Genomic DNA, 14,294 nt, shown 5'->3' on the forward strand with positions numbered 1-14,294 from the left:
ATCACGCCATCCGTTTCAGTTTGGGGTCGAGCGCATCGCGCAGCCCGTCGCCGAGCAGGTTGATCGCCAGCACCGAGATCACGATGGACAGACCGGGCAACGTGACGATCCACCAGGCGTTGTCGATGTAATCGCGTGCCGAAGCCAGCATCGCGCCCCACTCCGCCGACGGCGGTTGCACGCCGAGGCCGAGAAAGCCGAGCGCGGCCGCGTCGAGAATCGCCGACGAGAAACCCAGCGTAGCCTGCACGATCAGCGGCGCGGTGCAGTTCGGCAGCACTTGCGAGAACATCAGCCGCAAGGTGCCCGCGCCCGCCACGCGCGACGCCGTCACGTATTCCTTCTGCAACTCGCCCTGCGCGGACGCGCGCGTCAAACGCACATAACCCGGCAACGCGACGATCGCGATCGCCAGCATCGTGTTGACAAGACCGGGACCGATGATCGCCACCACCGCGACCGCGAGCAGCAGCGACGGCAACGCGAGCAGCACGTCCATGATGCGCATGATCGGCGTATCGGCCCACTTTTCGAAGAACGCCGCGATCAAGCCGAGCACGATGCCCGGAATCAGCGCGAGCACCACCGAAACGAAGCCGATCCAGAACGACAGCCGCGCGCCGTACATGAGACGCGAGAGGATGTCGCGGCCCGCTTCGTCGGTGCCGAGAATGAACTTCCAGTTACCGCCGTCGAGCCAGGCGGGTGGAATCTTCACGTTGTCGCGGTATTGCTCGATCGGGCTGTGCGGCGCGATCAACGGCGCGAAGATCGCGACGAAGATCAATGCCAGCACGATGATGCCCGCGCCGACCGCACCTCGGTTGCGCGAGAAATTCGCCCAGAATTCACGGGCGGCGATAGCGCGGCCACTGGGCGGCGTCACTGCCTGGGGGACTGTATTTTGAATGTCGGCCATAGTGATTTACCTCGTATGGCGGATGCGTGGATTGAGCACGCCGTACAACAGGTCGACGAACAGGTTCACAACGATCACCAGCGTGGCGATCATCAGGATACCGCCCTGCACCACCGGATAATCGCGCCGGCTGATCGCGTCGATCAGCCACTTGCCGATACCCGGCCACGAAAACAGCGTCTCGGTCAGCACCGCGCCCGCGAGCAGCGTGCCGACCTGCAAACCGATCACCGTGACGACCGGAATCAGCGCATTGCGCAACGCATGCACGATGATCACGCGGCCCGGCGACAAGCCCTTCGCGCGCGCGGTGCGGATGTAATCCTCGCGCAGCACTTCGAGCATCGACGAACGCGTCATTCGCGCGACGACTGCCAGCGGAATCGTGCCGAGCACGATTGCCGGCAGGATCAGATGGCTCAGCGCGGATTTGAACGCGCCTTCGTCGGTCGACATCATCGCGTCGATCAGCATGAAACCCGTGACGTGCGGAATGTCGTATTCGACCGCAATGCGGCCCGACACCGGCGTCCAGCCGAGCTTCACGGAGAACACCATGATGAGGATCAAACCCCACCAGAAGATCGGCATCGAGTAGCCGGTCAAAGCCGTGCCCATCACGCCGTGATCGACCACCGTACCGCGTCGCAACGCCGCGAACACGCCGGCGGGCAAGCCCACGATCAGCGCGAACAGCATGGCGCAGATCGACAGTTCGATCGTGGCGGGAAAGCGCGCGAGGAATTCGCCCATTACGCTGGTGTTGGTGATGATCGACGTGCCGAGGTCCCCATGCAGCGCACGGCCGACGTAGTGGATGTACTGCATCGGCAGGGATTCGTCGAGCCCGAGCCGGTGCAGCGCCGCGGCGTGCATGGCGGGATCGACGCCGCGCTCGCCCATCATCACTTCGATGGGGTCGCCCGGAATCAGGTGAATTAGCGCGAACGCAAGGATCGTGATACCGATGAAAGTCGGAATCACCATGCCGATGCGGCGCAAAACAAAGCGGAACATGGTTTTGTCCCTATGGTCTTGATGAAGAAAAAACGCAACCGGCGACGAGGGCTTGTGACCCCGGTCGCCGGACCATTTCGACCAGTTTTCTAACCGTGCGAAAAGCGTACTGCGTAACTATTACGATTCGCCTGGCGAATTACTTGACGCTGACGCCGTCGAAGCGCGCGTAGCCGAGCGGTTCGATGCGCATGTCGACCACCTTCTTGCTGACCGGTTGGTAAACAGTGGAGTGAGCGATCGGCGAGAACGGCAGTTGCTGCGCGAAGATCTGCTGCGCCTGCATGTACGCCGAGGTGCGCGCGCCTTGATCGGACGTGACGCGACCCTTCTGGACCAGATCGTCGAACGGCTTGTAGCACCACTTCGAGAAGTTGTTGCCGTTCACCGCTTCGCAGCCGAGCAGCGTGCCGAGCCAGTTGTCCGGATCGCCGTTGTCGCCGGTCCAGCCGATCAGCATCGTGTCGTCTTCACCCGCGTGCGCGCGCTTGATGTACTCGCCCCATTCATACGTGACGATCTTCGCCTTCACGCCGATCTTGGCCCAGTCGGCCTGGATCATTTCCGCCATCAGACGGGCGTTCGGGTTGTAGGCGCGTTGCACCGGCATTGCCCACAGCGTGATGTCGAAGCCGTTCGGGAAGCCGGCCTTCGCGAGCAGCGCCTTGGCCTTGTCCGTGTCGTAGGACGCGCTCTTCAGGTTCTTGTCGTACGACCATTGGGTCGGCGGCATCGGGTTCGTTGCGGCCTGGCCCGCGCCTTGATACACCGAGTCGATGATCGCCTTCTTGTTGATCGCCATATCGAGCGCCTGACGCACTTCGAGCTTGTCGACCGGCTTGTGCGTGACGTTGTACGCGAGGTAGCCGAGGTTGAAGCCCGGTTGCGACGGCATGTCGATGTTGGCTTCAGCCTTCAGCGGCGCGATGTCGGCCGGACGCGGATAGCTCATCACCTGGCATTCGTCGCGCTTGATCTTCTGCACGCGCACGCCGGCGTCCGGCGTGATCGAGAAGATCAGCTTCGAGATCTTCACCGCGTTCGGCTTCCAGTAATCCGGATTGCCGTCGAAGCGGATCGTCGCATCTTTCGTGTAGCTGCGGAAAATGAACGGACCCGTGCCCACCGGGTACTGGTTGATGTCGGCGGCCTTGCCGGCCTTCATCAACTGGTCGCCGTATTCGCTCGACAGGATCGACGCGTATTCCATCGCCAGATTCTGGATGAACGGTGCGTTGACTTCCTTCAGCGTGAACTTGACCGTGTACGGGTCGACCTTTTCGACGCCGGTGATCAGCTTGTCGAGGCCCATGTCCGTGAAGTACGGGAACTGGACCGGGTACGCCTTATGGAACGCCGAGTTCGGGTCGAGCATGCGCTGGAACGTGAACAGGACGTCGTCTGCGTTGAATTCGCGGGTCGGCTTGAAGAACGACGTGGTCTGGAACTTCACGCCGTGACGCAGATGGAATGTGTACGTCTTGCCGTCCGCGGAGACTTCCCACTTTTCGGCGAGGCCCGGCTCGACCTTGGTGCCGCCGCGCTCGAATTCGACGAGGCGGTTGTAGACGGTGAACGTGTTAGCCGTGAAGTCGGTGCCCGTGGTGTATTGGGCCGGATCAAAACCCGCGGGACTGCCTTCTGAGCAGTAAACCAGGGTTTTATTCGGAATCTCGGCGCGCGCGACACTCGCGCCCACCATCGATGCCGCTGCGGCGGCGACGAGCGTCGTAACACGCACGGCGCGCAACAGATTGTTTTGCTTCATGTTTCCTCCAGGATCGGGGCCGGCTATCGCCAGCGTAGCGCGATCTTACTTGAGCTTGGCTCGGGGCAACAAGCGGAGGAAATTACCCGTGTTGACGATCGGAAACCTTTAGGGCATAAGGCGCTCCGCCCATCGGCGCTGGCCGGCCGACACGCTGCAGAGGGTGGGATCAGAAAAAGCATAGCGGCCGTGGCTATTTCAGGCGGCTCTTGAGACCCGCAGCTTGCCGGGCGCGACGGCGCGCGGTTGGTGCGGCGCAAAAAAAACCGCGCGGCTTGCATCGGCCGCGCGGTTTTTTGCCCAGATCCAGGCAAACCGGATTTTAAGCGTTCAGGCGTTCAGTCGTTCGCAGATCGCCTTGGTCGCCGCGGCGCCATTCAGCGTGTAGAAATGCAAACCCGGCACTTTGGCGTCGAGCAGGCGCTCGCAGAGGTCCGTCACCACGTCGAGCCCGAACGCGCGAATCGACTCGCGGTCGTCGCCGAAGCTTTCCAGCCGGCGCGCAACCCAGCGGGGCACTTCCGCGCCGCACATTTCCGAGAAACGCATCAGTTGCGAGTAGTTCGTGATCGGCATGATGCCCGGCACGATCGGCACGTCCACGCCGAGCTTCTGCGCGTCGTCGACGAAACGGAAATAGGCGTCCGCATTGAAGAAGTACTGCGTGATCACCGAGTTGGCGCCGGCCTTCACCTTGCGCACGAAATTGTCCATATCGTGACGCGGCGAGCGCGACTGCGGGTGGTACTCCGGATAGCCGGCCACCTCGATCCAGAACCAGTCGCCGAATTCGGCGCGGATAAAGCTCACCAGTTCCGACGCATAACGCAACTCGCCGACCTCACCCATGCCGGACGGCAAATCGCCGCGCAGCGCGACGATATGGCGAATGCCATGCGCGCGATACTCGTTGAGAATCGCGCGCAGGCTGTCTTTGGAGGAACCGATGCACGACACGTGCGGCGCCGCTTCGATGCCTTCCTTCGCGATATCGACGACGGTGTCGAGCGTGCCCTGCTGCGTCGAGCCGCCCGCCCCGAACGTGACGGACACGAACTTGGGCTTGAGCGGCGCGAGCTGCGCACGCGTGGCGCGCAGCTTGTCGACGCCTTCCGCGGTTTTCGGCGGGAAGAATTCGAATGAAAGTTCGATGGGGTTCATGATTCAGTAGGTCAACCGAGACTGCGGTTGCCGAAAATAATCGCGGACAGAATCCACGAAACGATGCTGTACAGAATCGAGCCGATGAACGCCGACCAGAAACCCGACACTTCGAAGCCCTTCAGCAGCGACGCGCACAGCCAGAAGCACAGCGCATTGACCACCAGAATGAAAAGCCCGAGCGTGACGATCGTGACGGGCAGCGTCAACAGGATCAGCACCGGCCGCAGGACGGTATTGATCAAGCCGAGCACCACCGCGACGATCAGGGCGGTGCCGAAACTGCGGATATGGATCGACGGAACGAGGTAGGTGATGATCAGGAGCGCGAGCGCGTTGATCAGCCAGGTCAGCAGCACGGTCATGTAGAGCTCCTTTCAAGCAGGATGTGCGGTAACGCAGAAACGCGCGGAAAAAAGCGCAGAAAAGGCGGCGATGGCGAACAAAGCGGCGCATGATGCGCCGCCCTGTCGTCAAACTGTCATGCCGTCAAACCGCCCACGTGCTTAATAGCGGTAGTGGTTCGGCTTGAACGGGCCGTTCTTGTCGACACCGATGTAGCCAGCCTGCTCGTCCGACAGCACGGTCAGGTTTGCGCCGATGCGTGCCAGATGCAGGCGTGCGACCTTCTCGTCCAGATGCTTCGGCAACACGTAGACCTTGTTCTCGTACTTCTCGCCCTGCGTGAACAGTTCGATCTGCGCGAGCGTCTGGTTCGTGAACGAGTTCGACATCACGAACGACGGGTGGCCCGTCGCGCAACCCAGGTTCACGAGGCGCCCTTCAGCCAGCAGGATCACGCGCTTGCCGTCCGGGAAAATGATGTGGTCGACTTGCGGCTTGATGTTGTCCCACTGGTATTGACGGGTCGACGCAATGTCGATTTCCGAATCGAAGTGACCGATGTTGCAGACGATCGCGTTGTGACGCATAGCCGCCATGTGATCGTGGCCGATCACGTGGAAGTTGCCGGTTGCCGTCACGAAGATGTCGGCCTTGTCCGCCGCGTATTCCATCGTCACGACGCGGTAGCCTTCCATCGCCGCCTGCAGTGCGCAGATCGGATCGATTTCGGTCACCCACACGGTGGCGCCCAGACCGCGCAGCGATTGCGCGCAGCCCTTGCCCACGTCGCCGTAACCAGCCACGACCGCGATCTTGCCCGCGATCATCACGTCGGTTGCGCGCTTGATACCGTCGACCAGCGACTCACGGCAACCATACAGGTTGTCGAACTTCGACTTGGTGACCGAATCGTTGACGTTGAAGGCCGGGAACGGCAGACGGCCTTCCTTTTCCATCTGATACAGACGGTGCACGCCGGTGGTGGTTTCTTCCGTCACGCCCTTGATGTGCGCGAGGCGCGTGGAGTACCACGTCGGGTCCGCATCCAGGTGAGACGCGATCGACTTGTACAGCGCGACTTCTTCTTCGTTGGTCGGCTTCGAGATCACCGAACGGTCTTTCTCCGCCTTCGAACCGAGGATCAGCAGCAACGTGGCGTCGCCGCCGTCGTCGAGGATCATGTTGGCGAATTCGCCGTTCGGCCATTCGAAAATGCGGTGCGAGAACTCCCAGTATTCGTCGAGCGATTCGCCCTTGAACGCGAACACCGGCACGCCGGCCTTGGCGATCGCGGCGGCAGCGTGGTCTTGCGTCGAGAAGATGTTGCACGAGGCCCAACGCACATCGGCGCCGAGCGCGGTGAGCGTCTCGATCAGCACGCCGGTCTGGATCGTCATGTGCAGCGAACCTGCCACACGCGCGCCCTTCAGCGGTTGCTGCGCCTTGTACTCTTCGCGCGTTTGCACGAGGCCGGGCATTTCCGTCTCGGCGATGGTCAGTTCCTTGCGGCCCCAGTCGGCAAGCGACATGTCGGCAACAATGAAGTCCTGGGAAGCTTGGGAATCGATTACTGCGGCGTTCATCACGCCCTCCTTTCTAAGAAATTGACTAGAAATTTGACGTGAGCGCGGTTCGATGCGGTGGTGGTAAAAGCGCATGGCGCATTCACCCCTCCGATTGAAGCCTTCGAGCCTGGCGGGCGGCCGGCGAATGTTGATTCGCGGTACCCGTCGCAACGCTCCTCGAAGGCGAACGGCGATTGTAGCAAATCGAGATGGCTTGGTGGCGAGCTTCGGTTTTTCGCGCGGGCCGGTTTTGGCGAGCGGAAAACGGCGTGCGGCGGAGGGGTGTTTGGCCTTCAGCGTGCGGCTTGTGGGGCGTTGGCCGGTGTGGCTTATGTCGCCGTCACATTCGCGACGAAAGCCGCGCGTAATTGATCGACGCCCGCCCGCGCGCTATCAACAAAGCGCTTTGAAAAGTGGAATGCGTCGGCGACATCGGCGGGGTCCGGCTGCTGCAAGCCCAGCGCGATGCGGAAGTAGCGTTCGGCGTGAATGCCCGGGTGGTAATGCATGCGCACGCGTGGCGTGTCGTCGAGACGCCGGTTGCCGAACATGTCGCGTAACGCCCACGAAAACGCGCCGTCTTCTCCGCCGATGCGGCGAAACACCGGATCCATCGGAAACCCGCCGAGCGCCGCGAACGCCGCGCGCCGGATGATCAGGCTGCTCGGCACCGTGTTGCTGAGCGTCGCCGAATGCACGGCGAAGTCGGGATGCGCGGTGAGTTGGGCGGGAAAGCCGGTGTACTCGACGTCGAGGCGCACGGCCATGTCCGCCAGGTTTTGCGCAAGGAAATCGGCGGCGGCAGTGAGCGCGCCGGGCAGATACTCGTCGTCGGCATCGAGAAAGGCGAGCAGGTTGTGCGACGCATGCAGCGCGCCCCAGTTGCGCGCCCGCGCGGCGCCGCCGTTGCAAGGCATGGACAGCAGGCTCACGCGCGGGTCGAACGACGCGCAATAAGTCACCATATCCGCCGACGCATCCGACGACCCGTCGTCGACAACAACAATCTGCGCCGCCTCGGGCTGGCTCAGGCAGCTTTGCAGCGCGCGGACCAGCGTCGGCGCGGCGTTGTAGCACGGCATGATGATCGAAATCGGTGTCATGGATCGAAACGCAGCCCAGCCGGCCGCCGAAAAAAGAGCCGCCGATGGTATCCCGCTTGGCGCCACGCCCATCCTGAAATGTCCGCGCCCCAATTCGGCGAGCCGCGCCGGCTTTTGACGACGCTCATACAACTTGCGCCGCCGCATAAATGGCATGACTTACAATCCCCAAGATCATTCCAATTTGGAATTCTGGAGCTTGAGATCGTGGAACTACGTGCGTTGCGGTATTTCGTCGAAGTGGTTCGTCGGCAGAGCTTCACCGTCGCCGCCGAGCAGATGTTCGTCACGCAGCCCACCATCAGCAAGATGGTGAAGTCGCTGGAAGACGAGATCGGTTCGCCGTTATTGCTGCGCGACGGGCGTCAGATGGTGCTGACCGACGCCGGCCGGATCGTCTACCAGCGCGGTCAGGACGTGCTGGCGGCGCACGCACAATTGCAGGCCGAACTGAACGATCTCGACACGCTCGGCCGGGGCGAACTCACCATCGGCATTCCGCCGATGGGCGGCTCGCTGTTCACGCCCGCTATCGCCGCGTTCCGCCAGCGCTATCCGAAAATCGAGTTGAAGCTGTTCGAACAGGGTTCACGTGCGATCGAAGCAGCGCTGATCAACGGTGAGCTGGAGTTAGGCGGCGTGCTGCAACCGGTCGATCCGGAAAACATCGACGTGTTGCCGATCACGCGCCAGCTGCTGTGGCTTGTGGCGCGCACCGGCTCGCGCTGGGACGAACTGCACGAAGTGCCGCTCGCGCAGTTGGCCAACGAACCGTTCGTGTTCTACGGCGAGAGTCTCGCGCTCAACGACGTGGTGCTGAACGCGTGCCGCACGGCCGGTTTTGCGCCGACTATCGTCGGGCGAAGCGGGCATTGGGATTTCATGGCGGCGCTGGTGCAAGCCGGCGTCGGCATTGCGCTGTTGCCGGCGCCGTATTGCAGGCGGCTCGATCCCGCGCAGTTCACCTGCCGGCCCGTGGCGGAGCCCGAAATTCCATGGGAAATGGCGATCGGCTGGCGCCGCAACGGTTATCTGTCGCATGCGGCGCGCGCGTGGCTGGAGGTTGCGCGCGAAGCGTTGCCGGGTCAGGCCGCCGATGACTTCATGCTGGGACCCGGCATCGGCGTGAGCGGTATTACGGTGCCGGTGCCGACGGGCAAGTAACGCCCAACGGCCTCCGCGCTCCATTTGCCGATTCAGGCCGCCGAAGCAGCCGAAGCCGCCATCCCGTTCGCCCGTGTCGTCGCCGTTTGTCCTGCTTGTCCCGCCTGCGCCTCGCGTCGGCTAGCCGCGATCAGCTCGGCCGCGCGCTCACCGATCATCACCGTCGGCGCATTGGTGTTCCCGCCGATCAGCGTCGGCATCACCGACGCATCGACGATCCGCAGCCCCGTCACCCCCCGCACCCGCAATTGCGGATCGACCACCGACCGCGCGTCCCCACCCATCCGGCAGGTCGCCACCGGGTGATAGATCGTGTCGGCATGTTCGGCGATGGTTTGCCGAAGCGCCTCGGCCGTCTGCCCCGGATGCGTGTACAGCTCAGTGCCGCCATGCAGCGCGAGCGAAGGCGCATCGAGAATGCGCCTCGCCATCTGCGCGCCTTCCATTAGCAGATCGAGATCGCGCGAATCGCAGAAAAAGCGCGGATCGATCACCGGCGCCGTGCGCGCATCCGCGCTCGCCAGCGTCACGGTGCCGCGACTGTGCGGCCGCAGCACGCACACATGCAGCGAGTAGCCGTGACCCCAATGCATATGCCGGTTGTGATCGTCGACCAGCGCCGCGCAGAAATGCAGTTGCAGATCGGGGCGCTCCAGCGTCGGTCTGCTTTTCAGAAAACCGCCCGCCTCGGCCACGTTGCTCGACAGCATGCCGGTGCCGTGGCGCATGAACGTGACGAACTGCGGCAGCATTCGCGCGATGCCGCGCAGCGAAAAACCCGTCGGTTCGATCGACGACACCCGCTTGTTGATCGTGAAATCGACATGGTCGATCAGGTTCTGCCCGACTTCGGGCGCATCGTGCAGCACGGGAATTCCTAGCGACTGCAAATGCGCGGCCGGTCCGATGCCCGAGCACATCAGCAGTTGCGGCGAATTGAACGCGCCGCCCGCCAGCACGACTTCGGCACGCGCGTCGAGCGTTTCGCGGCGACCACCGCGCACGATCTCGACGCCGCTCGCGCGCTTGCCGTCGAAGTTCACGCGCATCACCGTCGCCTCCGCGATCAGATGCAGATTGGGCCGCTCGCGATCGTAGATATACGCGCGCGCCACGCTGCAACGGCGTCCGTCGCGTTGCGTGACCTGGTAGAAACCGACTCCTTCCTGATCTGCGCCGTTGAAATCGCGATTCGGCTTGTAGCCGGCTTCAAGCGCGGCCTGCACGAAGCGCTTCGAAAACGGATTCTGATAACGCAGATCGGACACGGTGAGCGGGCCGTCTTCGCCGTGCGAGGCATCCGCGCCGCGCTCATTGCCCTCGGCGCGGCGGAAATACGGCAGCACTTCCGCCCACGACCAGCCGTCGCAGCCGAGTTGCGCCCATTCGTCGTAATCGAGTGGATGGCCACGCGTGTAGATCATCGCGTTGATCGCGCTCGATCCACCAAAGCCGCGGCCACGCGGCTGATAACCCTGTCGCCCGTCGAGGCCGGGTTGCGGCGTGGTCAGGTAGCCGTAGTTGGTCTTGAGCTTGTTCGGCACGACGGCCGCGACACCCACCGGCATGTTGACGAATAGATTACGGTCCGTATGCGGTCCGGCTTCGATCAGGGCGATCGTCGCGTCGGGGCAGCTATCCGCAAGACGGCTTGCCAGCGTGCAACCGCCCGAGCCCGCACCGACGATGATGTAGTCGTATTGCATCCGCTCCTCCTGTCGACCCGCTTTGGGACCGCGTTGCTCGCGGACCCTGTCTCGTGCACACTTGTCTACGTGTGTTTCAACGGCATTGTAGGGAGCGTTGGGAGGCGGCGGCAGCTTCGCGCCAGAGCGATTACTCTAAACGGAAGGCCCATCGCCCCCCTATGATGAAAGACGCGCGGCCGCCCGCCGGACGGCCGTGACAGTACGCCACGGTGTATTCAAACACGGCACGTTGAGCGCCGTCCTCATAGCGTGCGCCACGACACGCAGCGCTCAAACAGCACCCCGCCAATCGGCACCGGCGAACCCGCGGTGAACGGAGACAGCAGATGGAACGGCATAGCTTCGGCCAGACTCACGAGGTGACGAATCAGGCTCCGCCGCTGGCGGACTACAACCTGTTCGCCAGCGACGCCGCGTTGTCCGCCGCCCTCGACCGCGACGGCGCGCCGTGGCATCGCGATGCGTTGCTGCGGCACGGCGCCGCGCTCACCACGCCCGACACACTCGCCCTCGCCGAACTCGCCAACCGCCACACACCGGAACTGTTCACGCACAATCCGCGCGGCGAGCGTATCGACGCGCTCGAGTTTCATCCGTCATGGCATACGCTGCTGTCGCTGCTGCGCCGCGAAGGTTTGCACGCGCTACCGTTTTCCGATCCGCAGCGCGGCGCGATGGTCGCGCGCTGCGCCGGCTATTTTCTGCATGCGCAAATCGAGTCCGGCTCGCTGTGTCCGCTGACCATGACGTTCGCGAGCATTCCGGTGCTGCAGCGCGAACCGGCGCTGTTCGACAAACTGCGCGACAAGCTCTACTCGCGCGACCATGATCCGCGCGACGTGCCGCTCTCGCACAAAGGTTCCGCGATGATCGGCATGGGCATGACCGAGAAGCAAGGCGGCTCGGACGTGCGCAGCAATCAGACACGCGCCTATGCCACGGGCGGCAGCGGCCGGGGCGCTGCGTACCGGCTGGTCGGCCACAAGTGGTTTTTCTCCGCGCCGCAATGCGACGCGCATCTCGTGCTCGCCCGCACCGACGAACACGAAGGCCTGTCGTGCTTCTACGTGCCGCGCTTCGCGCCGGACGGCCGCAAGAACAACGTGCAGATCCAGCGTCTGAAAGACAAGCTCGGCAACCGTTCGAACGCGAGCAGCGAGGTGGAATTTCTCGACGCGTTCGGCATTCTGATCGGCGACGAAGGGCGCGGCGTGCCGACCATCATCGAAATGGCAAATTACACGCGGCTCGATTGCGTGATCGGCAGCGCGGCGTTGATGCGCGCGGCGCTAGTGCAGGCGATTCATCATGCGCGGCACCGCAGCGCGTTCGGCCGTCAGTTGGCCGACCAGCCGTTGATGCGCAACGTGCTGGCCGATCTGGCGCTGGAATCGGAGGCGGCCACGGTGCTGTTCATGCGGCTCGCGCGTGCGTTCGAGTCGACGGCGGATGCGTCGTCCACCTCGTCGGCGGAGCGGGCGTGGCGGCGCATCGTCACGCCGGCGTCGAAATACTGGGTGTGCAAGCGCGCGCTGGAATTCACCGGCGAGGCGATGGAAGTCTGGGGCGGCAACGGCTACGTCGAAACCGGTCCGATGGCGCGCTTCTATCGCGAAGCGCCCGTGAACTCGATCTGGGAAGGCTCCGGCAACGTGATGTGCCTCGACGTGCTGCGCGCCATGGAGCGCGAGCCCGACGCGGCACAAGCGCTGTTCGCCGCGTGGCAGGCGGACGCGCACGCGCAACCCGCTTTGCGCGCCGCGCTCGGCAAACTCGCCGCCGTGATCAATGGACCGGCCGACCAGCGCGAAGCATCGGCGCGACGGATCGCCCAGCAGATCGTGCTGATCGCGCAGGCGGTATTGCTGCTCCAGCACGCGCCGGCCGAAGTCGCCGACGCGTTCATCGCCACCCGACTCGGCGACGGCTGCGGCGAAAGCGGCCGCGTGTACGGCACGTTACCGGCGAGCTTCGACCACGCGGCGATTATCGAGCGGGCTTTTCCTGCCTGATATCCGACAACAAACTCAACAAACCTTCAGGCACGCCGCACCAACAGCATCAATAAACCAATAAAGCGCGATGCAAACGCGCACCGACATCATCAGGGAGTAGACACACATGAAGAACGATCTGCCCGAGGTCGCCGCGCTTGAAGCGCTGCTGCGCGATCAACGTCACGCTTATTTGCGCGCGCCGTATCCGTCGTGGGAGACGCGCGCCGCGCACCTCAAAGCGTTGCGCAAAGTCATGCTCGACAACCGCGACGCGCTCGCCGAGACCATGAACGCCGACTTCGGCAATCGCGCCAAACAGGAAGTGCTGCTCGCCGAATTCCTGCTGGTGAAAGAAGAGATCGACGCCGCGCTGCGACACGGCAAGCGCTGGATGAAGGCGCAACGCCGCAGCACCAACAAATGGCTGCTACCGGCCCGCGCGAAGGTGGTGCCGCAACCGCTCGGCGTGGTCGGCATCATCGTGCCGTGGAATTATCCGGTGCTGCTCGCCGTCGGCCCGCTGATCAGCGCCCTGACCGCCGGCAACCGCGCGATCATCAAGATGTCGGAATTGACGCCGCGCACGTCGGCGCTGTTCGAGCAGTTGATCGGCCAGACCTTTGCGCGCGATCACGTCGCGGTGGTGAACGGCGACGCCACGCTCGCCGCCGCATTCAGCGGGCAGCCGTTCGACCATTTGCTGTTCACGGGCTCGACCAAGGTCGGGCACGAAGTGATGCGCGCCGCCGCCGAGCATCTGACGCCGGTGACGCTGGAACTCGGCGGAAAATCGCCGGCGCTGATCGGCGCGCATGCGCGTTTCGATAACGCGGTGGACAACCTGATCGCCGGCAAGACGCTCAATGCGGGTCAAACCTGTATCGCGCCGGACTACGTGCTGGTGCCGCGCGGCAAGGAGCAGGCGTTCGTCGAACGGGCGCGCGCGCGGATGGCGAAGATGTACCCCGGTTTTGCCAGCAATCCGGATTACACGTCGATCATTTCGGCGCGCCACTTCGAGCGTCTGGAGCGTCTCGCGGACGAAGCCCAGGCCGCCGGCGCGCAACTGCACACGCTCACCGACAGTTCGCCCGATCCGGCGAGCCGCCGTTATCCGCTGATCGCCGTGACGAACGCGCCCGACGAATGCGCGCTGATGCAGGAAGAAATTTTCGGGCCACTGCTGCCGATCGTCCCGTACGACACGCTCGACGACGCGATCGCGTGGATCAACGCCCGCCCGCGTCCGCTCGCGCTGTATCTGTATGCGGACGACGCCGCCACCATCGAACGCGTGACGCATGAAACAATTGCCGGCGGCATGGCGATCAACGAGACGCTGATGCATCTGGCGTGCGAAAGCCTGCCGTTCGGCGGCGTCGGCGCGAGCGGGATGGGCGCGTATCACGGCTATGAAGGCTTCGTGACGTTCTCGAAGATGAAGCCGGTACTGACGCAGGCGCGTCTGAACGCGCGCGGATGGATATCGCCGCCGTACGGCAAACGGGTGAATGCGTTGCTGAAGCTGATGATGCGGTTTTGACGC

General features: G+C 63.5%; 12 protein-coding genes and 1 riboswitch. Of the genes, 4 read left to right on the forward strand and 8 right to left on the reverse strand.

Features of this window, described 5'->3' with window-relative positions; translation table 11 throughout:
• Window position 1: 1 nt before the first annotated feature.
• From HWY05_RS15730 to HWY05_RS15760, 7 genes are all read right to left on the reverse strand, one after another.
• Entirely contained in the window at window positions 2-919 is a 918-nt protein-coding gene (locus HWY05_RS15730; RefSeq protein ID WP_176058902.1) for an ABC transporter permease subunit, read from the reverse strand.
• A gap of 6 nt (window positions 920-925) precedes the next feature.
• The gene (locus HWY05_RS15735) at window positions 926-1,936 is read right to left on the reverse strand and encodes an ABC transporter permease subunit (RefSeq protein WP_035554563.1); all 1,011 of its coding nucleotides are present in this window, start codon (window positions 1,934-1,936) and stop codon (window positions 926-928) included.
• A 139-nt stretch (window positions 1,937-2,075) separates the two neighbouring features.
• Window positions 2,076-3,704 (reverse strand): ABC transporter substrate-binding protein, encoded by a 1,629-nt coding sequence (locus tag HWY05_RS15740; protein WP_035554561.1) that lies wholly within the window; start codon window positions 3,702-3,704, stop codon window positions 2,076-2,078.
• Between the two features lie 330 nt (window positions 3,705-4,034).
• Entirely contained in the window at window positions 4,035-4,865 is an 831-nt protein-coding gene (metF, locus tag HWY05_RS15745) for a methylenetetrahydrofolate reductase [NAD(P)H] (protein WP_035554559.1), read from the reverse strand.
• Between the two features lie 11 nt (window positions 4,866-4,876).
• Window positions 4,877-5,230: a phage holin family protein gene (locus HWY05_RS15750; protein ID WP_035554557.1), complete on the reverse strand. Its 354-nt coding sequence runs from the start codon at window positions 5,228-5,230 to the stop codon at window positions 4,877-4,879.
• A gap of 141 nt (window positions 5,231-5,371) precedes the next feature.
• Window positions 5,372-6,793 (reverse strand): adenosylhomocysteinase, encoded by a 1,422-nt coding sequence (ahcY, locus tag HWY05_RS15755; RefSeq protein ID WP_035554555.1) that lies wholly within the window; start codon window positions 6,791-6,793, stop codon window positions 5,372-5,374.
• A gap of 33 nt (window positions 6,794-6,826) precedes the next feature.
• A riboswitch (S-adenosyl-L-homocysteine riboswitch) is annotated at window positions 6,827-6,960 on the reverse strand.
• A gap of 144 nt (window positions 6,961-7,104) precedes the next feature.
• Complete coding sequence (locus tag HWY05_RS15760; RefSeq protein WP_176058903.1) at window positions 7,105-7,878, reverse strand: glycosyltransferase family 2 protein; 774 nt, start codon at window positions 7,876-7,878, stop codon at window positions 7,105-7,107.
• Between HWY05_RS15760 and HWY05_RS15765 the strand changes: the two genes are divergently transcribed.
• Together HWY05_RS15765 and HWY05_RS15770 are read left to right on the forward strand one after the other, a co-directional pair.
• Entirely contained in the window at window positions 7,856-7,996 is a 141-nt protein-coding gene (locus HWY05_RS15765) for a hypothetical protein (RefSeq protein WP_176058872.1), read from the forward strand. The two genes, HWY05_RS15760 and HWY05_RS15765, sit on opposite strands and share 23 nt — an antisense overlap.
• An 89-nt stretch (window positions 7,997-8,085) precedes the next feature.
• Window positions 8,086-9,042 carry a LysR family transcriptional regulator gene (locus HWY05_RS15770; protein WP_035554547.1) on the forward strand — a complete coding sequence of 319 codons (957 nt, stop codon included), beginning with the start codon at window positions 8,086-8,088 and terminating at the stop codon, window positions 9,040-9,042.
• A gap of 32 nt (window positions 9,043-9,074) precedes the next feature.
• On the opposite strand, the gene HWY05_RS15775 is transcribed toward HWY05_RS15770, so the two are convergent.
• On the reverse strand, window positions 9,075-10,748 hold the full coding sequence (locus tag HWY05_RS15775; protein ID WP_176058904.1) for a GMC family oxidoreductase N-terminal domain-containing protein: 1,674 nt from the start codon (window positions 10,746-10,748) through the stop codon (window positions 9,075-9,077).
• Window positions 10,749-11,077: 329 nt separating this feature from the next.
• Between HWY05_RS15775 and HWY05_RS15780 the strand changes: the two genes are divergently transcribed.
• Window positions 11,078-12,763: an isovaleryl-CoA dehydrogenase gene (locus HWY05_RS15780; RefSeq protein ID WP_035554545.1), complete on the forward strand. Its 1,686-nt coding sequence runs from the start codon at window positions 11,078-11,080 to the stop codon at window positions 12,761-12,763.
• 109 nt (window positions 12,764-12,872) lie between these two features.
• The gene (locus HWY05_RS15785; RefSeq protein ID WP_176058905.1) at window positions 12,873-14,291 is read left to right on the forward strand and encodes a coniferyl aldehyde dehydrogenase; all 1,419 of its coding nucleotides are present in this window, start codon (window positions 12,873-12,875) and stop codon (window positions 14,289-14,291) included.
• The last annotated feature ends 3 nt before the right edge of the window (window positions 14,292-14,294 follow it).

This window comes from Paraburkholderia sp. BCC1876 (assembly GCF_902833695.1).
In the GTDB taxonomy this organism is placed as follows: domain Bacteria; phylum Pseudomonadota; class Gammaproteobacteria; order Burkholderiales; family Burkholderiaceae; genus Paraburkholderia.